Source organism: Amycolatopsis sp. NPDC051903 (assembly GCF_044452505.1).
Lineage (GTDB): Bacteria > Actinomycetota > Actinomycetes > Mycobacteriales > Pseudonocardiaceae > Amycolatopsis.
Genome location: NZ_JBITBT010000004.1, coordinates 291,976 through 316,305 on the forward strand (window position 1 = coordinate 291,976; position 24,330 = coordinate 316,305).

Below are 24,330 nucleotides of genomic sequence, written 5' to 3' on the forward strand. Positions count from 1 at the left end.
TCAGCCCTCCACGTTGTCGCGGATCCGGTCGCGCAAGGCGGTCAGATCGACGTCGTGGACATCGCCACCGAGGGTCAGGTCCAGCGCGTGCGCGGCGGCGCTGCCCATCGCCGAACACGGCCCCATCACCCGGACGCTCGACAGAGCCGCCGCGTCGCCGTCGACGCACCGCCCGGCGGCGACCAGGTTCCGCGCGTCCGGTGAGGTCAGGCTACGCAACGGCACGTAGTGGACGTGGTCCGGCCCGAAGGGTTCCCACGCGTACCCCGACGCCCGGTCGTGCAGCTCGACCGGCCAGGCCGTGCGCGCCACGGCGTCCTCGAACGCGGTGCCGCGCTGGACCTCGTCGAGGGTGAGCTGGTGATCGGCGGCCAGCCACCGGGTCTGCCGCCGCCCCGGAAAACCGTAGGCCAGCACGGAAGCTTCCTTGAACGCCGCGGGGAACTCAGTGCGCAGGAACTCGACGACGCGGTCCGCCTGCGCCCGCCCCCGCAACTGCGCCTCGGTCGCCTCGACCGGGGTCAGCGGCGCCTCCACGTGGGTCATGTTCATCACGGCGGTGTTGCGCCCTGGGAAGAAGAAGGCGAGTCCGTCACGGCGGAGGAGGCCGTACTCGTCGGCTTTCTCGTCGATGCGGGCGACGAGCTCCGCCGTGTCCGGCTTGGCCGATTCGACCAGGCCGGTGAGCCGGATCTGCTGCGAGCCCCACACCGTGCGCTCCGGTACGCGGCACGGCAGCCCGGCTTCCCACGCCAGCGCGGCGTCGCCGGTGGCGTCCACGAACCCCTTGGCGCGCACCGCGATCGGGCCGTAGCGGCTCGCGAAGTCCACCTGCTCAATCACTCCGCCGTCGAGGCGGACCCCGCTGATCGAGGCGCCCAGCACGACCCTGATCCCGAGCTCCGAGACGAGGTTCTCGAACCACCGGCCCAGCACCACCTCGTCGTAGGGCACGGTCTGGGTGTGCGTGCGGTTGTAGGCGAGGTCGCCGGAGCGCTCCAGCGCCGGGAACATCTCGTCGAAGATCCCGTGCGTCAGCTGGTGGTACTCGGGAGCGTTCCCGTAGATCCCGCAGAACAGCCCGATCATGGAGTTCACGCACTGTCCACCCAGGACGGGAAGCGCGTCGACGAGCACGACGTCGCGGCCGAGCCGTTTCGCGTCGATCGCCGCGGTCAGACCGGCGATCCCCGCGCCGACGACGAGGAGGTCGGCTTCGAGCCGCTCCACGGAGCGGTCCGTGGAACGGGTGACGGTGTTGACGCGCAGCTCGGTCAGTGCGTGGGGCAAGAGAACTCCTCAGGACGAAGTGGACGAACGGCGCAGCGTCGCGCCTTTGTCGAGCGGCTCCACGGCGCCGGCGTAGACGCCGAGCCACGAACCGCGCCGGGCCGGCCAGGTCTGCGGGGGCCGCGTGGCCGGGTATTCCGCGAGCCGCTGCTCGAATTCGGCGGGATCCACGAGCAGGTCGACGGTGCGGGCCGGCACGTCGATCGCGATCTCGTCGCCGGTGCGCACCACGCCGAGCGGGCCGGGGATGCCGCCTTCGGGGGTGACCTCCCCGACGACGATGCCCTTGTTGACGAGCCCGGAGAGCTGCCCGTCGGTGACGAAGGCGACCTGCTCGCTCAAGCCGGCGCCGCTGAGGGCGAAGACCACGCTGGAGGCCATGCCCATCCCCGGGGTTCCGGTGACGCCGAGCCCGCGGAGCACGAGCACCTCACCGGGCCGCACCTCGCCGGCCTCGATCCCCGCGGTGGCCGCCGGCGCCGACTCGTAAACCCGCGCCGGGCCGCGGAAAGCCCGGGCGCGCGTCTCGGTGACCGACAGCTTCACGATCCCGGTGCCGGGACAGAGGCTGCCGCGCACCAGCACGATCGTCGAATCCGGCCGGATCGGTTCGGCCCTGATCACGTTCGCGTCGACCACCGCGCCGGCGAGGTTCTCGGCCATCGTCCGGCCGTTCACCGTCACGACCGAACCGTCGACGACGTCGCCGAGCTGGGCCAGCACCGCGCGCGCACCGCCGGCGTCGTCGAACTCCTCGATCGACGCCGGTCCGTTGGGCCGCACCGCCGCGAGCGGGCCGACGTGGCGGCCGAGCTCCTCGAACAGGCCGTGCACGTCGAGGTCTCCGGGGAGTTCGGCGGCGATCGCCTCGAGGTGCTTGACCGCGTTGATCGACCCGCTGACGGCGATCACCGCCGCCACCGCGTTGCGGACCGCACCCGGCGTCATCACGGTGCTGGGCCGGCGACCGGCCTCGACCGCAGCCATGATCGCGGCGCCCGAAGCACGGACCGCCGCCCACATGGTGTCGCTGTTGGCGCGGGTCGGCGCCGTGCCGGGCAGTGCCATGCCGAGCGCCTCGGCGACGATGTGCATGGTGTTGGCCGTGCCCATGCCGGTGCAGACACCGGGGCTGGTGATCGCCCGATCCGACGCGGCGCACAGGTCTTCGAAGCTGATCGCGCCCGACGCCACCTTGCCGGCGTCGACGAACACGTCCTCGATGTCGACGCGGCGGCCGCCCTCGAGGGCTCCGCAGCTGTGGTAGCCGCAGGCGATGACGAGCGTGGGCACGTCGGTGCGCGCGGCGGCCATCAGCTGGCCCGGCGTGGTCTTGTCGCACGAGGCCAGGCAGACCATCCCGTCGAGCTGCGCCCCGTCGACCACGGCTTCGATGTCGTAGGACACCAGGTCCCGGCCCGAAAGGACGTAACCACCACCGCGGCCGGCGGCCATGATGAAGTCGGTCGGGGCCACCGTCCGGATTTCGAAGGCCAGCCCGCCGGCTTCGTCGATCGAATCCCGCACCGCGGCGGCGATCGCGTCGAGGTGGGAGAAACAGGGCGCCAGTCCGGACGACGAGTTGACCACGGCGATCTTGGGGCGCCGGATCTGCTCGTCGGTGTAGCCCATCGACTTCCACTGCGTCCGGGTCGTCGCCCACCGGGGCGAGCCGACCGGGTGGTTGCTGCGCAGCTCGGGTCTCGTGGTGATCGTGACCTCCTGGGTTTCGGGCGGGATCATTCGGACGCGGTGTCCGCCCGCGAGGCCGCCGGCTCGGCCGGGGCACCGAGCAGCACGGTGCCCCGGGTCTCCGGGCCGATCCACGCGCCGGCGAAGAACAGCACACCGCCGAGGACGATCAGGACCACCGCGGTGTACTCGTACGGCATCACGGTCTGCAGGACGGTGATCCAGACGCTGTAGAGCGCGGGCAGGATGAGGCTCAGGGTGTAGACGCTGCCGTAGCCCGAGGAGCGGACACCGGCGCCGAAGCGTTCGTTGAGGTAGACGACGAGGCACCCGAGCGGGGCGTTGGGCAGCACGAAGGCGACGAACGCGACGATCCCGATCGACAGGAACCCCGCCCCGGACCGCGCGAGCAGCACGAGGACCAGGTAGGCGAGGCTCGCGCCGACGGTGATGGCGACGGCGCAGCCGAGCAGCAGTTTGCGGCGGCCGATCCGCTGACCCAGCACGCCGGCGAGGATCATGCTGATGATCGTCGCGACGTTGGCGACGATCTCCAGCGTGCTGACGTTGGAGGGGTTCTGGTGAAGCACCCCGACCAGCAGCCCGGGCATGAAGGACAGCACGACCTGGGCGGCGAACCACATCCCGGTCATGAGGAGGAACACCTGGCCGAAACCGCGGATGTTCCGGCGGCTGAACAGCTCGAAAATCGGCGCGCGATTTCCTTCCCGCGATTTCTTGAGTTCCTTGAGGTCGACCTCGGGCACGCGCGAGTAGTAGGCGATGTAGGCAATTCCGAGCAGGAATCCGAAGAAGAACGGAATTCGCCAGCCCCAGGACTTCAGTTCCTCGTCGGGAAACCGCTCCAGCACGACGAGCTGGATGATGCTGATGAGCGTGATGGCCGCGGGGGCGCCGGCGGCCATCACCCCGCCGACCAGGCCGCGCCGGCGCATCGGCGAGCGCTCGATGGCCAGCGGCACCGGCCCCGCGTACCCGCCGCCGAGGAAGATGCCGCCGATGAGGCGGAGCAGGATCAACCCGACGATCGACCCGTAACCCCAGGTCGCGTACCCGGGCATGAGGCCGATCAGCAGCGTCACGACGGTGAAGCCGACGCCGGTGATCAGGGTGACCCGCCGTCGCCCGATCTTGTCGGCCAGGTTGCCGAAGATCGGGCCGCCGATCGGCCGTCCGAGCAGGGTGACGACGAAGATGACGGTCACGAGGGTGACCTTCGTCGTTGCCGACATGGAGTCGGGTTCGAAGTAGTCCATCACCGCCGGCAGCACGAGCGCGGGCAGGTAGATGTCGAAGCTGTCAACGAACAGCGAAAGGATGCCGCCGATGACTGATCGTCGTGCTTCCGGAGTCAGTCGCTCGTCTGTTACGGGTGCGGTCGTCGACATCCAGGGAATTCCTTCCGATCACGAATATCGCACCGATGCGATATATCGCTTGTCGCGAAAGAGTCTAAGAATCCGCGGGGAAACCCGGAAGTCAGAAATCCTGATCCCGAGCATCAACCCAGGTTATGATCACGTGGTCAGCTCAACCGCTCGCCGATGCCGCGCAGCGCCTCGCGCAGCCAGGCGTGTGCGGGGTCAGCGTCGAGATCTTCGTGCCACCACAGGCTCTCCACGATGCCCTCCGGCTCGCCGGGGCATTCGAGGACCTTGAGGTCGAACCGCTTGGCGAGTTCGACGGCCAGCCGCCGCTGCACCAGGGCGATCCGGTGGGTGCCGGCCACCAGCGCGGGCACGGCCTGGTAGCTCTCGACGCTCATCGCGACCCGCGGCGCGAGTCCCAGCGCGGCGAGCCGGCGGGACACCGGCGGCAGGGCCACCCCCGGCTCACGGTGGTACGGCACCACCCAGTCCAGCCGCCGCAGGTCGGTCAGGGTGAGCCCGGCGTCGCCGATCTCGTGGCCGGCCCACAGCACGCACACCCACTCGTCGCGGAACAGCTCGGCCGACCGGAGCCGGGGCAGCTCCTCCAGCTCGATCGGCGGCGCGACCACCCCGTCGACGAACCGGACGATCCGGGGCAGGTCGGCGCTCAGCGACTCGCGGACGAGCCGGATCCGCAGCCGGGCCCGGGGCGCCTCCCGCTCGAACAGCTCGGCGAGCGGCTGGCCGATCACGGTGAGCGTGTAGTCGGCCATCAGCAGCGTGAACTCCCGCACCGACGTGCCGGGTGCGAAGCTCGAACCGGTGGCGAACAGCTGCTCGGCGGCCGCGCACACGTCCTCGACCTGGCGCACGAGCTGCCGGGCCAGCGGAGTCAGCACGTACCCGCGCCCGGCCCGGACCAGCAGCTCGTCCTCGAAGTGCCGCCGCAGCCGCGCCAAGGCCGCGCTCAACGCCGGCTGGCTGACGCCGACCCGCTCCGCGGCGCGGGTCACGTTGCGCTCGCGCAGCAGCTCCCGGAGCACGACGAGCAGGTTGAGGTCGAGCCCGGCCAGGTGCGTCGTCCGGCGGCTCACCTGGATCCACTTCCTCTGCGCCCGGCCATTCGTGCACCTTACGGCGCTGCGGCGAGCCCCTCTCGGACCGCACCCGGACCGAAGCACCGGACGCCTGCTGAGCGAGCGCTTAGAATGGGCCGACGGTCCACGCCCGCGGGGCTGGGCCCGCAGATCTGGGAGGATCGCCGGATGACGACTTCGCTCTCGGCCGAGCTGTGGCCCGACGTGCAGCCCGAAACCGCGCGCCGGCTCATGCTCGCGGGTGTGGAGTCCTTCGCGAAGCGCGGCTACCACGCCACGACCACGCGCGACATCGCCGGCGCCGCGGGCATGAGCCCGGCCGCGCTGTACGTGCACTTCCCCTCGAAGGCGGCGCTGCTGTTCGCGATCAGCCGCAGCGGGCACGAGCAGACGCTCGCCCTGGTCGAGAACGTGGTCGCCAACGTCGAGGACCCCGTGGACCGCATCCGGCTCGTCGTGGAGGACTTCGTCGCCTGGCACGCCCGGCGGCACACCGTGGCGCGCGTCGTGCAGTACGAGCTCAACGCCCTGCCCGAGAAGGAGTTCGAAATCGTCACGGAACTGCGCCGCCGCATCGAGCGCATCGTCCGCGACGTCATCTCCGCCGGCGCCGCCTCCGGCGCCTTCACCGTCACCGACCCCCACACGGCGGCCCGCGCCGTGCTGTCCCTCGGCGTCGACGTGGCCCGCTGGTACAGCGAACGCACTCGCCAGACGCCCGCCGCGCTGGGCAAGGAGTACAGCGAACTGGTGCTCCGCATGCTCGGCGCGCGCAGCGCCTGACCACGCCTGACCGGGTCGCCGCCGCCGCGGCGTGGGGGCTTTCGAGGCCGCAGCACTCACCGATCGGCCTCAGGTCGCCCACGGACCGGTCGCGTGGTTGTCCCGCGTGACGCGCTCCGATCCGGCTGCCGTTTGACAGCGGCGGTTCGAGCGAAAGGCCGATGTCCGCAGCTTCGACGGGTTCGGCGGCGCCGACGACTGATCCCACGGACAGCGCGCGGGGCGAACAGCGCGGCGAACTGGTGCTCCGCATCCTCGGCGCGCGCAGCGTCTGACCACGTCTGACCACGCCTGACCGGGTCAGCCACTCGCGGCCGCCGCCGCGGTGAAGCGTTGCGCGATGCGCGCCAGGCGGTCCAGCAGGCCCGGCGGGGGGTCTTCCACGACGAAGTCGTAGTCCCACTGCGCGAGGTAGAAGGGGACCGCCTCGAGGTGGTGGGAGCCGGTGCGCAGGCGGCACGTGTGGTCGTCCACGGGTTCGACCACGCCGACCGTCGGGGGGACCCGGGCGGCGAGGACGTCGGCGGGCACGGAGACGCGCACGGTGAGCTGGTGGGCGTACGGCGCGGCCGAGATCTGGCGCGACACGTACGCGGCGAGGTCGTCCGCGGGTGGCTCGCGCGGGGTGAAGCGGAACCCCGGCCGGGGGACGCCGTCGATGCGGTCGACGCGGAAGGTGCGCCAGCCTTCGCGGCCCAGGTCGTACGCGACGAGATACCAGCGGCGGCCGGTGCAGACCAGGCGCAGGGGCTCGACGTCGCGGTCGGTGACCGTGCCGGCGTGGTTCGCGTAGCTGAAACGCAGCCGCTCGTGGTCGCGGCAGGCGGCGGCGGTGACGGTCAGCGCCTCGGCGTCGACGACCGGTCCCCCGCCGCCGAGCTGCAGCATCGCGGAGCCGACGGCGCTCACGCGGTGCCGCAGGCGCGCGGGCAGCACCTGTTCGAGCTTGGCCAGCGCGCGCACGGACGTCTCTTCGATGCCCGAGACCGTGCCGTTCGCGGCGGTGCGCAGGCCGACGGCGACCGCCACGGCCTCGTCGTCGTCCAGCAGCAGTGGCGGCAGCGCGGCCCCGGCGCCGAGCCGGTACCCGCCGGCGACCCCGGGGGTCGCGTGCACCGGGTACCCGAGGCCGCGCAGGCGCTCGACGTCGCGGCGGACCGTGCGGACGTCGACGCCGAGGCGGTCGGCCAGGTCGGGGCCCGGCCAGTCGCGGCGGGCCTGCAGCAGGGACAGCAGGCGCAGCAGCCGCTCCGAGGTTCCGTACATGCGCCTCACTGTGCCAGAGGTTGCGGACAGGATCGGTCCTCGATCCGCGAGAACTTGCCAGCGACCGCCCCGGCCGGTGAAGTGGGCGCATGCAGATCGATCCGCACGCGTTGCTCGCCGTGGCCCGCGAAGAGGCCGAACTGGGGAAGGCCGAGGGCGGGGTGCCGATCGGCGCCGCCCTCTTCGACCGCGACGGCACCCTGCTCGGCCGCGGCCACAACCGCCGCGTGCAGGACGGCGACCCGTCGCTGCACGCCGAGACCACGGCGTTCCGCAACGCCGGGCGGCGCCCGCACTACCGCGACACGATCATGGTCACCACGCTCTCGCCGTGCTGGTACTGCAGCGGGCTCGTGCGCCAGTTCGGCATCCCGCACGTGATCATCGGCGAAGCGGAGACGTTCGACGGCGGCCACGGCTGGCTCGCCGAGCACGGCGTGCGGATCGAACTGCTCGCCGACCCCGGGTGCACCGCGCTGATGAAGGAGTTCATCGCCACGCGGCCGCAGCTGTGGTTCGAGGACATCGGCGTTCCGTCCACTTCGGACTGACTCACTCCGCGCAGACGGTCCGGTTGCGCCCCGCGCTTTTCGCGCGCCGCACCGCCTTCGCGGCCGCCCCGAAGACCGCGGCGAGCGCGTCGCCGTCGGCCGGCCGCGCGGCGACGCCCACGGACACCGTCGCCCACGCGAACTGCGGGCTGCCGTACGGCGCTTTCAACGCAACGGCCGTCGAAGCGACGCGCAGGCGGATGCGCTCCGCGATCGCCAGCGCGTCGAACCGGCTGGTGCCGGGCAGCAGCACGGCGAACTCGCCACCACCCGACCGGCCGACGAGGTCGCCGGAGCGGACTTCGTCGCGCAGGGCGCCGGCGATCGCGCGCAGCACCGCGTCGCCGACGGAACGGCCGTGGTGGTCGTTGACCTCGCCGAACCGGTCGAGATCGAGCACCAGCACGGAAAACACGGGCGCCGAGACGGCACTGACGCGCGCGGCGTCCCACCAAGCGGACGCCGTGAGCGCACCGGTGCCCGCGTCGGCCGGCGACCCGGCTTTCGGCCTGGCCGCGGCACTCCCGCGGTGCAGCACCACGAGCGCCGCCGCGAGGAGCGGCACGATGAGCGGCGAGTCGACGACGGCCCACGCGAGCGCGATGCCCAGCGCGGCCATCGCGACGTCGAACAGCACCGCCGAAATGCCGACGCGATAGCCCCGCACGGCGCCGGTGATCGCCGCGTCCGCACCGGCGAAGACGAGCGCGGCCACCACGAGCAGGCCCATGAGCCGCAGGTCGCCGAGCGAACTCGGGTGCATCGGCACCGTCGCGGCGAGGAAGCCCCCGGCCAGCAGCACGGCGAGCGCCGTCGCGGCGACCTCGAACACCTGCCGGTACAACGGCCGGCGCCGCACGCGCAGCCACCCGTGCGCGCCCGACACCACCGCGAGCACGACAGCGGGCGCCGGCGGCAGCACCACCGCGCCCGCGAACACCCACGGGGTGCCGAAACCCGGGCCCAGCAACGTTTCCCCGCGTTCGCGTTCCGCTGACCGGCACAATTCCGCGCACCCCAGCAAACCCGCGACGAGCACCGCGAACCCGGTGACCCCCGTCAGCGGCCGCGGCAGCAGCACGGCCACGAGCACGGTCGCCGCGAGCGCCAGCACGTCCACGCACAGCACGAAAGCCAGCAGCGCGCGAGTCCGCACCCGCCACAGCGCCCAGTTCGCGACGACGCCGGGAGACCGGCGCCGCGGACCCCCTCCGGCCGTCGCCGGATCCCCCACCATTTCGGCAAAATAGCCGGTTCCGCGCTTCGTCGGCACCACCTTAAGTGGGCAGGTCTTTCGTACCCGGCGGCTCGGGCGGATGGGTCGCGGAACCGGTGACGGTGATCACCGGCAGAAGCGCGGTTAGGCCGGCCCCGCCTCGGAAAACCGGCCGCCTGAAGCCGATCGGGGCTTCGCACCTTCGAGAAGAGGAGCTTCCATGAAGACCATTCGCCGTGTCGTGACCGCCGCAGCGATCGCCGTGCCGCTGACGCTCGGGGCCGCCGGCATCGCCTCCGCGGACACCTACAACACCGCGAACGCGGCCGCGGGACCCGACGGCGTGAGCACGAGCAGCACGCACGCCACCACGGGTGACCGAGGCGGTGGCAGCGCGTCCTACCGGCAACAGAACACCACGGCCGGGCCGGACGGCGTGAGCACCGACCACACCACCGCCGGCACCGACGGCCACGGCGGCGCGAGCTTCGAGCAGGGCCAGAACTGGGCCGGCCCGGACGGCGCCGGCTCGAGCACCACGAACGCCGGCACCTCGGGTCACCACGAGAACGGCGGTCTGAGCGGCCTCCTGGGCCGCTGATCCGGGCACCGGCGGGGGGGGGGGGGGCCGCCACCCCCCCCCCCCCCCCCCCCCCCCCCCCCCGGGGGGGGGGGGCCCCCCCCCCCCCCGGGCCCCCCCCCCCCCCCGGGGCCCCGGGGGCCCCGCCGGGGGGGGCCCCCGCGGGCCCCCCTGGTCCGGGGGGGTGGGCGGGGCCCCGGGGGGGGGGGCCCGGGCGGGGGGGGGGGGGGGGCCGCCCCCCCCCCCCCCCCCCCCCCCCCCGCCGCGCTGTCCCCCGGGTGGGCGCCGGTGACCCACCGCCGTCTCAGGGAGTGGGTGGCCGTTCGCTCGCCGCAACCGGCTGTGCGACGCGGCGTTTCCCCTCCACCGTCCCAGGTGGCGGGAACCCGGGATCGCCGAGCCGACCACAGAGTTTCCCAGTCACCGGGAACCCGTGAATTCATCGCCGCGACACCCGTCGGCCCGGATCGCGTCACGGATGCCCTGTCTACTGAGCGCTCCGTTCACCGTGACCAGACTGCGGGGTAACTAGATGAGACGTGTTGTGGCCGGCATCGGCGGGGCCGCGCTCGCGTTGTCCGGGCTGTTCGCCCTCCCGGCGGGCGCCGACTCCGGCAACACCGACGCGTTCACCACCAAGACCGCGTACGAGCCGCAAGGCAACCTGAACTCGTACGAGCGGCTGCCGTCGTCGTTCCGCCCGGTGTTCACCGAGAACGTCTCCCGCCACGGCGCGCGCACCCTGTCCGACAGCGACGACGGCGACGCCTTGCTGGCGCTGTGGAACGCGGCGAAATCCGAGGGCGCGCTCACGGGCGTCGGCCGGCAGCTCGGGCCGGACGTGCAGTCGCTGCTCGCCGCGAACGCCCACGACGGCTACGGCCTGCTCACGCAGGAAGGCCGCGACGAGATGCGCACGACCGCGCAGCGCATGGTGCGCCGCCTGCCGTCGCTGTTCGCCGACGCCGCCACCGGCAGCGCGCCGAAGATCGACGTCGTCGCGTCGAGCCAGCAGCGCACGGTGGACAGCGCGAACGAGTTCGCGGCGGGCCTGAAGACGGCGAAGCCGGGCCTGCCGGTCACGCCGACCCGCACCGACGACACGTTGCTGTACTTCCACAAGTCGAACGTCGAGTACAACGACTACGTCGACAACGACCCGCGCGTCGCCGCCGCCGAGAAGGCCGCGACGGACCAGCCGCGCACGCACGCCGTCGCGCGATCGGTGCTGGAGCGCAGCTTCTCGAAGAAGTTCGTCGACGAGGTCGTGGCCGGCAAGCACGCGGAGTTCAAGGACGAGATCGCGGCCGCCGATGCGGTGTACGCGCTGGACCAGGTGACCGCCGACCTCGCCGGCGAAGGCCGCTGGCACTTCGACCGCTACCTCACGCCCGACGAGGCCGCGTGGTTCGGCTACCTCGACGACGTGACGTCGTTCTACGAGAACGGCCCCGCTTTCGCCGGCAGCGACATCACGTACAAGATGGCCGGCGGCCTGCTCGACGACCTGTTCGCGCAGCTGGACGCCAAGCGCGCCGGCACCACCACGCGCGACGCCGAGCTGCGTTTCACGCACGCCGAGGAAATCTTCCCGCTGGCGACGCTGCTCGGCCTGCCGGGCAGCACGCAGCAGCAGCCGGAGTCGACGCTCTACACGTACGCGAACAACCCGTTCCGCGGCGCCCGCGTGGCCCCCATGGCGGCCAACATCCAGTGGGACCTTTACAGCGACGGCCACACGTACCTCGTGCGCATGCTCTACACCGAAAAGCAGACCGCCTTCAAGCCCTCGTGCACCCCCGTGCACCGCGGCAGCTACTTCTACTCGCTCGACGAACTCGAGCGCTGCTACGGCCGCGCCTGACCCTTCGGCGACGACTCACGCGAAACCGCGGGGCCGGCCTGATTTCCCGGGCCGGCCCCGCTTCGCGCTCCGCGCGGATACCAGCCCGCTGCGCCTCCCTGTGGCACTCACCGCGCCAGGCCGCAAACACCACTCCAGCACAGTGCGAAACCCGCACTGCCGGCGAAACCGACGTACGGTGATTCGCGGCCGCACTGACCGCGGCAAGCCCCGAACACCGCTCCTGCTCACCAAGCCGAACCACACGAGCGAGCACTGAGCGAAGGCGCCCGCTGCTCCACAAACACCCGCGCGGCCGGCGGCAGCCGGTCCGCTGCGCTTCACGGCCGCACTCGCCGCGCCTAGCCGAATCAGCCGCCCGGGCGTCACGCCCTTGGCCGCGCCACATCACGCGAGCGGCCATTGCCGAGCGGCACCGCCCGCGAAGTTCCGCAAACACCCGTGCTGCCGGCGGCAGCGGTCCGCGGCGCTTGACGGCAGCACTCACCGCGCCAGGCCGCAAATGGCGGCGCCATCACCGATACCGCTCACCACGCCACATCACGCGAGCGGCCATGGCAGAGCGGCACCGCCCGCGAAGTTCCACGAAACCCCCGCGCCTCAGGCGGACACTGCTCCGCAACAACACGCGGCCGCAGTCGTCCACCAGGCCGAAGCGCCGCGCCGCGCCACTCCCGTGCGTCGCGCCGCATCACGCGAGCGAGCAACCCAGCGCGCAAACGTCCGAAGTTCCGTTCACCGCACCAACTCCGGCCACCGGCCCGGTCGCCGTTCCCGCTGACCGGGCCACGCCGCGCGGGCGAGCACTGCTGGGCCGGACTCCTTCCGGCGACACGACCCACCCGCGGCATCGGCAAGATCACCACGCCGTTTTCCTTGCCAGCCCAGGGATTCCCGCCAAACCGACCGGTTTCCGGGCACCACAACAGAGCCCCGTGCCCAACCCATGATCGTCGCGGGCTCCCTCTTGCCACCACCGACTTTCGGTGGTTTTTTTCTTCCCGGGCGGAGACCTTGACACTCCTCAATGGTCTAGTCCATTGTGGCGAGGCACACATCCCCACCGAGTGCCCCTTCGAGTTGATACCGCCGCATCGGCATCGGAGGTGCTCCACACCAGCACGTTTCGGCGTGCGTCCCGCGTTGGAGGACCCATGAAACCCCTGCGTCGCATGGCCACGCTCGCGCTCGCCGCGGGCGCGGCGCTGGCCACGACCGTCAGCCTCGCCCCGACGGCGCTCGCCGCGCCGGACCCCGTGGTCGCGTCGCCCTACCTGTACCAGTGGGGCGGCCAGACCGACCCCGCCGCCGCGATGGACGCCACCGGCGTCAAGGCGTTCACGCTCGCGTTCATGCTGTCCGACGGCGGCTGCAACCCCAAGTGGGACGGCAACCGCGACCTCACCGGCTCCGACTCCGACCTCATCCAGAAGATCCGCTCGGCCGGCGGCGACGTGATCCCGTCGTTCGGCGGCTGGTCCGGCTCGAAGCTCGGGGCGAACTGCAGCACGCCGGAAGACCTGGCCGGCGCGTACCAGAAGGTGATCGACGCCTACCAGCTCAAGGCGATCGACCTCGACATCGAGAACACCGACGAGTTCGAGAACGCGACGGTGCAGGACCGCATCCTGAACGCCGTCAAGATCACGAAGCAGAAGAACCCGGGCGTGCGCGTGGTCATCACCATGGGCACGAGCCCGCAGGGCCCGACCGAGTGGGGCAGCCGCCTCATCACGCAGGCGAAGGCGATCGGCGCGAACGTCGACGTCTGGTCGGTCATGCCCTTCGACTTCTCCGACGGCGGCGACATGGCCGCGATGACGAAGTCGGCGGTCGACGGGCTGGCCGGCCAGCTCAAGTCCGCGTTCGGCTGGAGCGACGACGAGGCGTACCGCCACAGCGGTCTCTCGTCGATGAACGGCAAGACCGACAACGCCGGCGAGACCGTCACGGTCGACAACTTCACGTCGATCCGCGACTACGCCACCAGCCACCACCTCGGCCGCTTCACGTTCTGGGCCGCCAACCGCGACTGCAGCGGCGGCGGTGACTGCAGCGGCATCGACCAGGAGAAGTACGCGTTCACCAAGGTCGTGGCCGGCTACCAGGGCTGACGACGCCGAAGCGGGGATCCCGGAACCCGGGGTCCCCGCTCCTTCGCCCGAATAGTAGCCATGGACATTATGTCCATGTACTGTATTTGGCGTGCGCCTCACCACCCCGACCACCGGTCACCTGGTCTGGCGGCTCTCGCTGAAGTGGCGGGCGGCCGTCGACCGGACCGTGAAACCGCTCGGGCTCACCCAGGCCCAGTACTCGCTCCTCGCGACGCTCACGGGCCTGGTGCGGCGCGGGGTGCGGCCGAGCCAGCGCGAACTGGCCGACCACATGGGACTCGAGCCCCTGCACGTGTCGAAGCTGGCGCGGGCGCTCGAACAGGCCGGTCTGCTCACCCGTCCCCCGGACCCGGACGATCCGCGCGCCGTGCGGCTCGACCTCACCGACCGGGGCCACGAGGTGATCACCGAGGCCATCAAGCTCGTGCGCGACCTGCACGAGGACCTGACCGCGAACATCGGCGGCCCGCGCAGCGCCGGGACCCGCCGGTTTCGCGCCACCCTGCAGACCCTGCTGGGTGACCAGCCCACCAGAGGAGAAGCCATGACCACAGCCAGACCCGTCGGCGGCCGCGACCTCAACCTCGCCGCCGCGGCGGCGCGTTCCCTGCTCACCACCCTGCTGGAGCGCGAAGGCCTGGACTTCATCGACTACGTCGTCCTGCGCACGGTCGCCGACCAGGCCCGCCCCGCGGACGCCCTCGTCTCGGCGATCACCGCGACCGCCATCGCGTCCCCGGACACCGCGCGCTCGGTGATCACCAAGCTCACCGAAGCGGGCCGCCTCACCGCCGACGCCGGCCTCGTCGACGTCACCCCCGTCACCCGCGAACTGGTCGAACACCTGACCACGGACTCCACCCGCGCCGGGGACCAGCTGTTCGCGGGCATCGCCCCGGAGGACCTCGACACGGCGAAGCGCGTGCTCGACACGATCACGGCTCGCGCCGCGGAAATCCGCGCCACGCTGTGACCGCCGGCGCTTGACCTTGACACCGTGACAAGGTCTTCACTGAGGCGCAGGAGGTGGTTCCCATCAACCCGCCACACCGCAACCCACCGGACCCGCGTCTCGTCGACGCGCTGGGCGCCGGCAACTCGTCGACGCGCCTGCGGGCGGCGCTGACCGCCGGCACGCAGGCCGACCCCGGCCTCACCGACGTGCTCGTGGCGCGGTGCGCGATCGAGCCGGACTTCTCCGTACGCGACATGCTCACGTGGGCGTTGACCCGGCTCCCGGCGGAGCTCACCGTGCCCCGGCTGCTCGGACAGCTGCGGTCCGATCGCGCGCAGGCCCGGAGCCAGGCGTTGCACACGCTGTCCAAGATCGGGGACGGGAGCGCCTGGCCGGCGATCACGCGGTCGCTGCTGCACGACGCCGATGACGAGGTCGCGCGCAGTGCGTGGCGTGCCGCCGTCGTCCTCGTGCCCGCCGGGCACCGGCGCGAGCTGGCCACCGACCTGGCCGCGCAGCTCGGCCGCGGTGACCGGGCCGTGCGGCTGAGCCTCAGCCGGGCGCTCGTCGCCCTCGGCGACGTCGTCGTGCCGGTTCTCGAGCAGGCCCGGGCGAGCAACGATCCGCTGGTGCGGGCGCACGCCCGCGCCACCGAGCGGCTCCTGCACGACCCGGATGCCGGGTTCGACCTGGCCGTCGACGAGGCGGACCGGATCGTCGCGCTCGGTCCGGAACGGGTCGGGGGCGCCGCGTGCTGATCGGTGAAGTGGCGCGCCGCTCGGGGGTGAGCACCCGGATGCTCAGGCACTACGACTCCCTCGGGCTGGTGCGCCCCACCGGCCGCACCGTCGGCGGGTACCGCGAGTACTCGGAAGAGGACATCCGCCGGATCTTCCACGTGGAGAGCCTGCGGTCACTGGGGTTGTCGCTGCGCCAGATCAGCCGGGCGCTGGCCGATCCCGCGTTCGCACCGTCCACATTGGTCGGTGACCTCATCCGGCGGACCGAGGACCGGCTGAAGCGGGAGCAGGAGCTGCTCGACCGGCTGCGGGCGGTCGACGCCTCGGCGCCGTTCGACTGGCAGGGCGTCCTGCGCATCGTCGAGCTCCTGCACGGGCTCGGCTCACCCGACGCCGCGCGCCGGCAGCAGACCGTCCTGGCTCCGGCCGAGGACGCGCCGGTGCCCGCCGAGCTGCTGGCCGAGGCGGTGCTCGCCGAAGCCGATCCGTACGTCGCGGGTGCCCTGCGCTGGGCCCTCGCGCGGGCGGGCGCCGACGGTGTGGCGAGCCTGGCGTCCGGCGTGCGCTCGGAGCACGCCGAGATCCGGCGGCGCGCCGTCCGGGCCCTCGCCGAGCTACCCGGTGACGAGGCGACCGCCGCGCTGGCGGACGCACTCGGCGACGCCGACCCGGCCGTGCACCGGCACGCCGCGCTGGCCCTGGGCGCCCGTGGCTCGACCACCGCCGTGCCCCCGCTCGTCGCCATGATCGTCGAGGGCACGAACGACGTCGAGGCGGCCGAGGTCCTGGGCACGCTCGCCGCGGAGCCCGACCGGGCGAATCGGATCATGACGGCGCTGGCCGGCGAGCTCGCCGCAGCCACCGCGGACTCCCCGGTGCGAATCCGCCTGGTGCAAGCGCTGGCCGAGCTGCCCGCGACCAGCGCGCACGGCCTCCTGCGGCAGCTCGCGCACGACGAAGATCGGGCGGTGGCCGCCATCGCCTCGGCCCTCGTGGGCATCGCCGAGGAACGACCTCGAGGCTGAGCCCGAGGCCGGAGATCGGCGAAACGGACGCCCCGGGAACGCGTGACCAGCGGCGGCACCGGATCGTGCGCCGGCACGAGGGGAGCAGCACCACGGTGGGTCGCAGCTGCCTCACGGGACGAAGCAGGTCCGGGAGCCGGCCGGCGGCCTCTGCACGGCGTGGGGCGGTTCAACCACGCCCTGATCACCGAGCCCGCACCCGAACGGGCGAGCGACGAGCACTCACCCGGGCCGTCTCAAGCGGCGACGGTGATCTCCAGCGCGGCGTGCCCGGCTTCCGTCAGCTCGGCGGCCACGCGACCGGCGGCGGAGTCGGCGGCGGGACGGATGAAGCCGCCGTGGGCGAGGGCGTGGGCGGTCATCTGGTCGCAGCACGCGAAACCGTCGATGAACAGGTCGGGCTCGCTGCTGGTGGTCATTTCCGCGCGGTGGGCGGCGACCGCCCGGAGCATCGCCATCGCGCGGTGCGTCAGCTCGACTGCAGCGCCTTCTGAACCGGACACCGGTACCGACCTTCTTCCTGATGAATCCACTTACTCGGAGTCATCGCCCGCTGGGCCGAATGTGTTAACAACCACATCGTATTACTCCGAACTTGTGACGTTCACGAGGCCTCGCCGGTTCCGGTGCGTCGCGACTCCGGCCGCCGCGGGCTCACAGCTGGGTAGCACCTCCGTCCGCGACGAACTCGGCGCCGGTCGTGTACGTGGCGTCGAAGGCGAGGAACGCGGCCGCCCTGGCGATCTCGGCGGGCGTGCCGAACCGCTGCATGGGGTTGTCCGCGACCCGCTCCGCCTTGTACCGCTCGGCGGCCTCCGCGCTCATCGCCTTCTCCAGCGCCCCCGTGTCGATGGGGCCGGGGCTGACCGCGTTGACCCGGACGCCGCGTGGGAGCAGTTCGCGGGCGAGGCTGCGGGTCAGCGAGCGCAGCGCCGCCTTGCCGGCCGCGTACACGCTGGTGTCCGGCAGGCCCGTGACGTTCGCGATCGAGGTGGTGAGGACGACGCCGGCGCCCGGGCTCAGCAGCGGCGCGAGCTTCTGCACGGTGAAGAACGCGCCTTTGACGTTGATCGCGAACAGCTCGTCGTAGACCTCCTCGGTGGTCGATTCGAAGGGCGTGGTCACCGCGATGCCGGCGTTGACGAACAGGGCCTCGACCGAGCCGAGCTCACGCTTCACGCGGTCGGCCAAGGCGTCCACATCGGACAGTGCGGCCACGCTGCCCCGTGCGGTCAGCGCGTTCTCGCCGAGCCGTTCGCGCGCCGCGTCGAGCGTGGCCTGGGAGCGGCCGGTGATCAGCACGCGGGCGCCGTCGTCGGCGAGTAGCTTCGCCGTGGCGAACCCCAGGCCGCTGCCGCCGCCCGTGATCACCACGTTCTTGCCGCTGTACTTGCCCATTCCTTCGTTCTTCCTCTCGTGGGGGCGGCGTCAGCCGCGGGGGAACTCGCCGCCGTCGACGAAGAGAGTGCTGCCGGTCAGCCAGCTCGCCTGGCCGGACACGAGGAACAGCACGGCGTTCGCGATGTCGTCGGGTTCACCGTCGCGGCCGAGCGGCGTGGGGGTGTCCGGCCCCGGCCCGGTGTCCAGACGGGCCCACTGCTCCCGCGTCGCTTCACCGCCGGGGGTCGCGACCCGGCCCGGCGACACCGCGTTGACCCGGATCCCGGCCGGGGCCAGCTCGGCGGCCAGGCCCCGGCTGTAGTTCTCCAGCGCCGCCTTCGCCGCCGTGTAGTGCAGGAACGGCGGTGCCGACGTGGGGACCGCGGCCGAGGAGATGTGCACGATCACCCCCGAGCGCCGCTCCCGCATCCCCGGTGCCAGCAGCGAGTCCAGCCGCACCGCCGCCAGGAGGTTGAGGTCCAGGGCGTCCAGCCACTCCTCGTCGGGGATGGCCAGCGCGCCCGGGTGCGGACGCGCCCCGCCCGCGTTGTGGATCACGATGTCCACCTCCTGGGCGGCCTCGGCGAGCGTCTGCACTCCGGCCCGCGTCCGCACGTCGGCCTCCACGAAAGCGGCCCCGTCCGGCACCGCGCTCGTCGCCGACCTGGCGGTGGTGAGCACTTCGGCGCCAGCGGCCACCAGGCGGCGCACGACGGCCGCGCCGATTCCGCGCGAGCCACCCGTGACCACGGCCCGCTTCCCCTTGAGCTCCAGTGCACTCGACCCGTTTTCGATGTTCGTCATGCCTGCGACTCTTCGGCAGTCCGGAACCGCTGTCCAAGACCTGGTCGGCACCCCGTCATCCCGAAACGGCATGACGGCCGGCGCCGGTCGCTCGGTACTGTTGATGCGGTGAACGATCTCGGGACCGACCTCGAGCTGCGCCTGGTGCGGTACTTCACGGTCGTGGCGAAGCACCTGAACTTCGGCCGGGCGGCGGCCGAGCTGCACCTGGCGCAGCCGGCGCTGAGCCGCCAGATCCAGCGCCTTGAAGGCCGGCTCGGCGTGCGCCTGCTCGAGCGCACCCCGCAGGGCAGCCGGCTCACCGACGCCGGCGAGGCGTTCCTCCCGCAGGCGGCGGCGCTGCTGCAGGCCGCGCGGCAGGCGGCGCTCACCGCCCGGGCCTTCGCGCCGGCCGGCAAGGTCCTCATCGGGTACGTCGAAGACCTCGTCATCACCCCGGCCGTGCGCGACCTGCGCGGCCGGCACCCCCGGGCCGAGATCGGCACCCGCCACCTCGAGTGCTTCGACGAGCGGGCGTTCGCCGAAGGCCAGGTGGACGTGCTGGTCGTCCGGGACCCGCAGTTCGTCCCGGCCGGCGCGGCCCGCACGACCGTGCTCTACGAGGAACCGCGGATGCTGGTGGTGCCGGCCGGGCACCGCCTGGCGGGCCGCGCTTCGGTGACCCCGGACGACTTCGCGCCCGGGGAGTCGCTCGTCTGCCCGCACGGTGGTACCCGCGCGATCTACCCGACGGACGCGTACCGCCGCAGCGACCCGGGCCCGATCTCGGCCGGGCCGGTTTACGAGAGCTTCGAGGACCGGCTCGAACTCGTCGCGAGCGGCCAGGCGATCGCGGTCCTGCCGGTCGGCGACCGGCGCAGCTCGCTGCGCACCGATCTGGCCACGGTCCCCGTCCGCGGCGTCCCCGCCAGCAAGGTCGTGGTCGCCACGCGGGCCGGCGATCCGAATCCGCTGGTCGCCGGGTTCGTCCAGGCCGCCCGCGCCACCCTCACCGGCAGCGCGGCGTGATCAGCTCGCCGGCTCGCTGAGCCGCGACTCCAGGGTGCAGGCCCATTCGCGGACGATCTGCCGACGGCGGCGGGTGTCGTCGGTGAGCAGGTTCGCGAGGCCGAGGCCGCGGGCCAGGTCCAGGGTGGCTTGGACCAGCTCGCGGACGCCGGCCCGCGACTCGTCGACGCCCAGCAGCTCCACCGTCACCCGGTGCGCCTCGCGCCCGACGCGCGCCTCCAGGGGGACCAGCCTTCCGCGCAGCTGCTCGTCGGTCGACGCCACGACCCACAGCTGCAGCGCGGCGCGGAACATCGGCCCGGTGTAGAGGTTCAGCACCATCTCCACCACGCGCTCGATCCGCGACGGCCCCGTCGGCAGCCCGTCCGCCTGCGCGCGCAGCTCGGTGATCTGCGCTTCGCCGAGCAGCTCGACGGCCGCCGCGACGAGGTCCTCGCGCGTCGGGAAGTGGTGCTGCGCGGCGCCGCGCGACACGCCGGCCCGCTCGGCGATCACGGCCACGGTCACGCCGTGCCAGCCGAGCTCCCCGAGGCAGTCGATGGCGGCCTCGATGAGCCGCCGGCGCGTCGTGCGGCTGCGCTCCTGCTGCGGTTCGCGGAGCATCAGGCCGGATCGACCCAGAAGTCGAGCTGCAGGTCCTCTTCCGACGGGCCGATCCGGTACTTCGCGAAGTCGGTGACGCCTTCCGCGCGCAGCACCTCGTCGTCGAGGAAGAAGTTGCCGGTGGTCTCGCGGCTGGGCCGGGTGAGGATCGCGTACGCGGCATCGGCCATGATCTCCGGCGTGCGGCTGCGGTTCGCGAGCTCCGCGCCCACGACGTTGCGGATCGCCGCGGTGTCGATCGTGGTGCGCGGCCACAGCGAGTTCGCCGCGATGCCGTCGCCCTTCAGCTCCGCCGCGAGCCCGACGGTCACCAGGCTCATCGAGTACTTCGCGATGCTGTACGCGAGGTGCCCGGCCGTGAACCACTTCTCGTCGAGGCTGATCGGCGGCGACAGCGTGAGCACGTGGGGGTTGGCGGATTTGCGCAGGTGCGGGATCGCGAGCTTGGAGAGCAGGAAGGTGCCGCGCGCGTTGATGTCCTGCATCAGGTCGTAGCGCTTCATGCTGACCTGCTCGGTCGGGGTCAGGTCGATGGCGCTGGCGTTGTTCACCACGATGTCGATGCCGCCGAACTGTTCGACGGTCTTGGCCACCGCGGCCGCCACGCCCTCGTCGTCGCGGACGTCGCCGATGATCGGCAGCGCCGTGCCGCCCGCCTTCTCGATCGCCTCCGCGGCGGTGTAGATCGTGCCGGGCAGCTTCGGGTGCGGTTCGGCGGTCTTGGCCAGCAGCGCGACGTTGGCGCCGTCGGCGGCCGCGCGCAGGGCGATGGCCTCGCCGATGCCGCGGCTGCCGCCGGACATGATGATCGTGCGGCCCGCGAGGGTTCGTTCAGCCATTCCGGACACTCCTAGTAGGACTTCGGCAGCCCGAGGCTGTGCTGCCCGACGAAGTTGAGCACCATCTCGCGGCTCACCGGGGCGATCCGCCCCAGCCGCACCGCCGCGATGAGCGTGCCGAGGCCGTACTCGGTCGCGAGCCCGTTGCCGCCGTGGGTCTGCACGGCCTGGTCCACGGCGCGGATCGCCACCTCGGCGGCGGCGTACTTGGCCATGTTCGCCGACTCGCCCGAGGCGAAGTCGTCACCCGAGTCGTAGAGCGAAGCCGCCTTCTGGGTCATCAGCTTCGCCAGCTCCAGCTCGATCTTGATCTGCGCGAGCGGGTGCGCCAGGCCCTGGTGCGAGCCGATCGGCGCGCCCCACACCTGGCGTTCGTTGGCGTAGGCCACGGCCTTGTCGAGCGCGTAGCGCGCCGTGCCGAGCGAGAACGAAGCGCCCATGATGCGCTCGGGGTTGAGGCCGGCGAACAGCTGCGCGATCGCCGCGTCCTCCTCCCCCACCAGCGCTTCGGCCGGCAGGTGGACGTCGTCGAGGAACAGGGAGAACTGGTTCTCCGGCGCGACGAGGTCCATCTCGATCTTGCGCCGCTCGAAGCCCGGCGCGTCGGTGGGCACGATGTAGAGCGCGGGCTTGAGCCGGCCCGTTTTGGCGTCCTCGGTGCGGCCGACGACGAGCACGGCGTCGGCTTCGTCCACTCCGGAGATGAAGACTTTGCGTCCACTCAGGACCCAGTCGCCGCCGTCGCGGCGCGCGGTCGTGGTGATCTTGTGCGAGTTGGACCCGGCGTCGGGCTCGGTGATCGCGAAGACCATCTTCTTGCTGCCGTCGGCGATCCCGGGCAGCCACTGCTTCTTCTGCTCGTCGGTGCCGAAGCGCGAGATCACCGTGCCGCAGATCGCCGGAGAGACGACCATGAGCAGCAGCGGCGAGCCCGCGGCCGCGAACTCCTCCAGCACCGCGGCGAGGTCCGCGATCCCCGCGCCCCCGCCGCCGTACTCCTCGGGCAGGTTCACGCCGAGGTAGCCCAGCCGGCCCGCCTCGGTCCACAGCTCGACGGTCTTCTCGTCCGCCCGGGCCTTCTTCGCGTAGTACTCGTGCCCGTACTTGCGCCCGAGTTCGCCGGCCGCCTTGCGCAGCGCGACGCGCTCCTCGGGTTCGACGAAGTTCATCGCGTTCATGCGTTCTCTCCCACCACAGCCAGAATCGTGCCCACCTCGACCTGCAACCCGACCTCCACCGGGAGCTCGGTGACCACGCCGTCGGCGGGCGCCGAGATCCGGTGTTCCATCTTCATCGCCTCCAGCCACAGCAGCGGATCACCCGCCGCCACGGCATCGCCCACGCCCACCGCGAGCCGCACGACCGTGCCGGGCATCGGCGCGATCAGCGAGCCGGCCGCCAGCGCCGCCGACGGGTCGGCGAAGCGCGGCACCGCGGTCAACGTCACCGGGCCGAGCGCGGAGTCGACAAAGGACTTTTCCCCGTGCCGCGCGACGGCGAAGGTGCGCCGCACCCCCGCCACGTCCAGCACGACCCGGCCGGGCTCCGCGCTGACGAGGCGCACGTCTTCGTAGCCCTCGGCGCGCAGGCCGTCGCGCGTGAGCGAGTACGAGACCTCGTACGTCGTGTCGCCGCGCGCGAAGACCTTGCGCTGCCCGCCCGAACGCACGTTGCGCCAGCCGCTGGGCAACCGGGCGAGCGTGGTCGCACCCGCGCGGTTCTCCGCGGCTCCGGCCAGCGCGGCGGCGAGCGCGGACAGCCGTTCGGCGTCGGCACCGGCCAGGGGCTTGGCGAGCGTGTCGAGGCCGTGGCGGTCGAAGAACGCCGTGTCGGTTTCGCCGGCGAGGAACGCTTCGTGGCGCAGGGTGTTCACGAGCAGGTCGCGGTTGGTGACCACGCCGTGGATCTTCGCGCCCGCCAGCGCGGCGGCGAGCCGGCGCGCGGCCTCGTCGCGAGTCGGTGCCCACGTGATCACCTTGGCCAGCATGGGGTCGTAGTGCACGCCGACGACCGAACCGCTCTCCACGCCGGAATCCAGCCGCAGCCCGGCGCCGGTGGTGAACTCGCGGTCGACACCCGGCACCTCGAACGCGTGCAACGTGCCGCTCTGCGGCTGCCAGCCCGCGCCGGGATCCTCGGCGTAGAGGCGGACCTCGATCGAATGCCCGTGCGTCGCCGGCGGTTCCGGCGGCAGCTGCGCGCCCTCGGCCACGGACAGCTGCAGCGCGACGAGGTCGAGGCCGGTGACGTTCTCGGTCACCGGGTGCTCGACCTGCAGGCGCGTGTTCATCTCGAGGAAGTAGAACCGCCCGTCGGGCCCGGCGAGGAACTCGACCGTGCCGGCGCCGACGTAGTCGATGGCCGCAGCGGCTTTGCGCGCCGCGTCGAACAGTTCGGCGCGCATGGCTTCGTCGACGAACGGCGACGGCGCCTCCTCCACCACCTTCTGGTGCCGGCGCTGGATGGAGCACTCGCGCTCCCCCACCGCCCACACCGTGCCGTGGCGGTCGGCGAGCACCTGCACCTCGATGTGCCGCCCGGTTTCGAGGTAGCGCTCGCAGAACACGGTCGGATCGCCGAACGCGGACCCGGCCTCGGCGCGGGCGCTCTCCACGGCCTCGGCCAGCTCACCGAGCTCGCGCACCACCCGCATCCCGCGGCCGCCGCCACCGGCGGAAGCCTTGACCAGCAACGGAAGATCGGCTTCCGTGACCTGGTCCTTGTCCAGTTCGGCCAGCACCGGCACTCCAGCGGCCTTCATCAGCCGCTTCGACTCCACTTTGGAGCCCATCGTCTCGATCGCCGCGGGCGGCGGGCCGACCCAGGTGAGCCCGGCGTCGACCACGGCCCGCGCGAACGCGGCGTTCTCCGACAGGAACCCGTAGCCCGGGTGCACGGCGTCGGCGCCCGCGTCGGCCGCGGCTTTCACGATCAGCTCGGCGCGCAGGTACGTTTCGCCCGGCGCGTCGCCGGGCAGCCGGACGGCGACGTCGGCTTCGCGCGCGTGCGGCGCGTCCGAGTCGGCGTCGGAGAACAGGGCCACCGTGCCGATGCCGGCGTCGCGGCAGCTGCGGAACACCCGGCGGGCGATCTCGCCCCGGTTGGCGACCAGCAGGTTGTGGATCACGA

Annotated in this window: 22 protein-coding genes; 9 read left to right on the plus strand and 13 right to left on the minus strand. The window is 72.3% G+C overall.

Annotation, left to right across the window (positions count from 1 at the left end):
- From ACIA77_RS12355 to ACIA77_RS12370, 4 genes are all read right to left on the minus strand, one after another.
- A complete protein-coding gene (locus ACIA77_RS12355; protein WP_395885916.1) occupies positions 1-1,290 on the minus strand; it encodes an FAD-dependent oxidoreductase in 1,290 nt (429 codons plus the stop codon).
- 9 nt (positions 1,291-1,299) lie between these two features.
- Positions 1,300-3,033: a dihydroxy-acid dehydratase gene (locus ACIA77_RS12360; protein ID WP_395885917.1), complete on the minus strand. Its 1,734-nt coding sequence runs from the start codon at positions 3,031-3,033 to the stop codon at positions 1,300-1,302.
- Positions 3,030-4,391, minus strand: a complete 1,362-nt coding sequence (locus tag ACIA77_RS12365; protein WP_395885918.1) for an MFS transporter — start codon at positions 4,389-4,391, stop codon at positions 3,030-3,032. The genes ACIA77_RS12360 and ACIA77_RS12365 overlap by 4 nt, the downstream gene beginning before the upstream one ends.
- 137 nt (positions 4,392-4,528) lie before the next feature.
- Positions 4,529-5,467, minus strand: a complete 939-nt coding sequence (locus ACIA77_RS12370) for a LysR family transcriptional regulator (protein WP_395885919.1) — start codon at positions 5,465-5,467, stop codon at positions 4,529-4,531.
- Positions 5,468-5,638: 171 nt separating this feature from the next.
- On the opposite strand from ACIA77_RS12370, the gene ACIA77_RS12375 reads away from it, so the two are divergent.
- On the plus strand, positions 5,639-6,253 hold the full coding sequence (locus ACIA77_RS12375; RefSeq protein WP_395885920.1) for a TetR/AcrR family transcriptional regulator: 615 nt from the start codon (positions 5,639-5,641) through the stop codon (positions 6,251-6,253).
- Positions 6,254-6,553: 300 nt separating this feature from the next.
- On the opposite strand, the gene ACIA77_RS12380 is transcribed toward ACIA77_RS12375, so the two are convergent.
- Positions 6,554-7,519 carry a helix-turn-helix transcriptional regulator gene (locus ACIA77_RS12380; RefSeq protein ID WP_395885921.1) on the minus strand — a complete coding sequence of 322 codons (966 nt, stop codon included), beginning with the start codon at positions 7,517-7,519 and terminating at the stop codon, positions 6,554-6,556.
- A gap of 89 nt (positions 7,520-7,608) precedes the next feature.
- On the opposite strand from ACIA77_RS12380, the gene ACIA77_RS12385 reads away from it, so the two are divergent.
- Entirely contained in the window at positions 7,609-8,070 is a 462-nt protein-coding gene (locus ACIA77_RS12385; RefSeq protein ID WP_395885922.1) for a nucleoside deaminase, read from the plus strand.
- A gap of 1 nt (position 8,071) precedes the next feature.
- Here ACIA77_RS12385 and ACIA77_RS12390 read toward each other — a convergent pair whose 3' ends face one another.
- Complete coding sequence (locus tag ACIA77_RS12390) at positions 8,072-9,307, minus strand: diguanylate cyclase (protein WP_395885923.1); 1,236 nt, start codon at positions 9,305-9,307, stop codon at positions 8,072-8,074.
- A gap of 199 nt (positions 9,308-9,506) precedes the next feature.
- Here ACIA77_RS12390 and ACIA77_RS12395 point away from each other — a divergent pair, with 199 nt between their 5' ends.
- The 6 genes from ACIA77_RS12395 (at position 9,507) to ACIA77_RS12420 (ending at position 16,567) form a co-directional block, all read left to right on the plus strand.
- Positions 9,507-9,887, plus strand: a complete 381-nt coding sequence (locus ACIA77_RS12395; RefSeq protein WP_395885924.1) for a hypothetical protein — start codon at positions 9,507-9,509, stop codon at positions 9,885-9,887.
- A gap of 511 nt (positions 9,888-10,398) precedes the next feature.
- Positions 10,399-11,730 carry a histidine-type phosphatase gene (locus ACIA77_RS12400; protein ID WP_395885925.1) on the plus strand — a complete coding sequence of 444 codons (1,332 nt, stop codon included), beginning with the start codon at positions 10,399-10,401 and terminating at the stop codon, positions 11,728-11,730.
- Between the two features lie 1,154 nt (positions 11,731-12,884).
- The gene (locus tag ACIA77_RS12405) at positions 12,885-13,844 is read left to right on the plus strand and encodes a chitinase (RefSeq protein WP_395885926.1); all 960 of its coding nucleotides are present in this window, start codon (positions 12,885-12,887) and stop codon (positions 13,842-13,844) included.
- 91 nt (positions 13,845-13,935) lie between these two features.
- A complete protein-coding gene (locus ACIA77_RS12410; RefSeq protein WP_395885927.1) occupies positions 13,936-14,820 on the plus strand; it encodes a MarR family winged helix-turn-helix transcriptional regulator in 885 nt (294 codons plus the stop codon).
- 53 nt (positions 14,821-14,873) lie between these two features.
- Positions 14,874-15,560 carry a HEAT repeat domain-containing protein gene (locus ACIA77_RS12415; protein ID WP_395885928.1) on the plus strand — a complete coding sequence of 229 codons (687 nt, stop codon included), beginning with the start codon at positions 14,874-14,876 and terminating at the stop codon, positions 15,558-15,560.
- Positions 15,554-16,567, plus strand: a complete 1,014-nt coding sequence (locus ACIA77_RS12420; protein WP_395885929.1) for a HEAT repeat domain-containing protein — start codon at positions 15,554-15,556, stop codon at positions 16,565-16,567. The genes ACIA77_RS12415 and ACIA77_RS12420 overlap by 7 nt, the downstream gene beginning before the upstream one ends.
- A gap of 236 nt (positions 16,568-16,803) precedes the next feature.
- Here the strand turns inward: ACIA77_RS12420 and ACIA77_RS12425 are convergent, their stop codons facing one another.
- The 3 genes from ACIA77_RS12425 to ACIA77_RS12435 form a co-directional block, all read right to left on the minus strand.
- Complete coding sequence (locus ACIA77_RS12425) at positions 16,804-17,025, minus strand: hypothetical protein (RefSeq protein WP_204097311.1); 222 nt, start codon at positions 17,023-17,025, stop codon at positions 16,804-16,806.
- A gap of 196 nt (positions 17,026-17,221) precedes the next feature.
- Entirely contained in the window at positions 17,222-17,965 is a 744-nt protein-coding gene (locus ACIA77_RS12430; protein WP_395885930.1) for an SDR family oxidoreductase, read from the minus strand.
- Between the two features lie 30 nt (positions 17,966-17,995).
- The gene (locus tag ACIA77_RS12435; protein ID WP_395885931.1) at positions 17,996-18,751 is read right to left on the minus strand and encodes an oxidoreductase; all 756 of its coding nucleotides are present in this window, start codon (positions 18,749-18,751) and stop codon (positions 17,996-17,998) included.
- A 108-nt stretch (positions 18,752-18,859) separates the two neighbouring features.
- Here ACIA77_RS12435 and ACIA77_RS12440 point away from each other — a divergent pair, with 108 nt between their 5' ends.
- On the plus strand, positions 18,860-19,759 hold the full coding sequence (locus ACIA77_RS12440) for a LysR family transcriptional regulator (RefSeq protein ID WP_395885932.1): 900 nt from the start codon (positions 18,860-18,862) through the stop codon (positions 19,757-19,759).
- Here the strand turns inward: ACIA77_RS12440 and ACIA77_RS12445 are convergent, their stop codons facing one another.
- From ACIA77_RS12445 to ACIA77_RS12460, 4 genes are read right to left on the minus strand one after another with little or no spacing between them, the layout of a single operon-like run.
- Positions 19,760-20,362: a TetR/AcrR family transcriptional regulator gene (locus tag ACIA77_RS12445; RefSeq protein ID WP_395885933.1), complete on the minus strand. Its 603-nt coding sequence runs from the start codon at positions 20,360-20,362 to the stop codon at positions 19,760-19,762. It abuts the gene before it with no gap.
- Positions 20,362-21,201, minus strand: a complete 840-nt coding sequence (locus ACIA77_RS12450; protein ID WP_395885934.1) for an SDR family oxidoreductase — start codon at positions 21,199-21,201, stop codon at positions 20,362-20,364. Before ACIA77_RS12450 ends, ACIA77_RS12445 begins: the two co-directional genes overlap by 1 nt.
- 11 nt (positions 21,202-21,212) lie before the next feature.
- Positions 21,213-22,379: an acyl-CoA dehydrogenase family protein gene (locus tag ACIA77_RS12455; protein ID WP_395885935.1), complete on the minus strand. Its 1,167-nt coding sequence runs from the start codon at positions 22,377-22,379 to the stop codon at positions 21,213-21,215.
- Positions 22,376-24,328 (minus strand): acetyl/propionyl/methylcrotonyl-CoA carboxylase subunit alpha, encoded by a 1,953-nt coding sequence (locus ACIA77_RS12460; protein ID WP_395885936.1) that lies wholly within the window; start codon positions 24,326-24,328, stop codon positions 22,376-22,378. Before ACIA77_RS12460 ends, ACIA77_RS12455 begins: the two co-directional genes overlap by 4 nt.
- Between the last annotated feature and the right edge of the window lie 2 nt (positions 24,329-24,330).

What these genes read in the sequence shown, in the direction of transcription:
- ACIA77_RS12360 (WP_395885917.1), bottom strand. Translation starts at nt 3,033, where the DNA reads ATGATCCCGCCCGAAACCCAGGAGGTCACGATCACCACGAGACCCGAG.
- ACIA77_RS12365 (WP_395885918.1), bottom strand. Translation starts at nt 4,391, where the DNA reads ATGTCGACGACCGCACCCGTAACAGACGAGCGACTGACTCCGGAAGCA.
- ACIA77_RS12375 (WP_395885920.1), top strand. Translation starts at nt 5,639, where the DNA reads ATGACGACTTCGCTCTCGGCCGAGCTGTGGCCCGACGTGCAGCCCGAA.
- ACIA77_RS12380 (WP_395885921.1), bottom strand. Translation starts at nt 7,519, where the DNA reads ATGTACGGAACCTCGGAGCGGCTGCTGCGCCTGCTGTCCCTGCTGCAG.
- ACIA77_RS12385 (WP_395885922.1), top strand. Translation starts at nt 7,609, where the DNA reads ATGCAGATCGATCCGCACGCGTTGCTCGCCGTGGCCCGCGAAGAGGCC.
- ACIA77_RS12390 (WP_395885923.1), bottom strand. Translation starts at nt 9,307, where the DNA reads ATGGTGGGGGATCCGGCGACGGCCGGAGGGGGTCCGCGGCGCCGGTCT.
- ACIA77_RS12395 (WP_395885924.1), top strand. Translation starts at nt 9,507, where the DNA reads ATGAAGACCATTCGCCGTGTCGTGACCGCCGCAGCGATCGCCGTGCCG.
- ACIA77_RS12400 (WP_395885925.1), top strand. Translation starts at nt 10,399, where the DNA reads ATGAGACGTGTTGTGGCCGGCATCGGCGGGGCCGCGCTCGCGTTGTCC.
- ACIA77_RS12405 (WP_395885926.1), top strand. Translation starts at nt 12,885, where the DNA reads ATGAAACCCCTGCGTCGCATGGCCACGCTCGCGCTCGCCGCGGGCGCG.
- ACIA77_RS12425 (WP_204097311.1), bottom strand. Translation starts at nt 17,025, where the DNA reads ATGGCGATGCTCCGGGCGGTCGCCGCCCACCGCGCGGAAATGACCACC.
- ACIA77_RS12430 (WP_395885930.1), bottom strand. Translation starts at nt 17,965, where the DNA reads ATGGGCAAGTACAGCGGCAAGAACGTGGTGATCACGGGCGGCGGCAGC.
- ACIA77_RS12435 (WP_395885931.1), bottom strand. Translation starts at nt 18,751, where the DNA reads ATGACGAACATCGAAAACGGGTCGAGTGCACTGGAGCTCAAGGGGAAG.
- ACIA77_RS12445 (WP_395885933.1), bottom strand. Translation starts at nt 20,362, where the DNA reads ATGCTCCGCGAACCGCAGCAGGAGCGCAGCCGCACGACGCGCCGGCGG.
- ACIA77_RS12450 (WP_395885934.1), bottom strand. Translation starts at nt 21,201, where the DNA reads ATGGCTGAACGAACCCTCGCGGGCCGCACGATCATCATGTCCGGCGGC.
- ACIA77_RS12455 (WP_395885935.1), bottom strand. Translation starts at nt 22,379, where the DNA reads ATGAACGCGATGAACTTCGTCGAACCCGAGGAGCGCGTCGCGCTGCGC.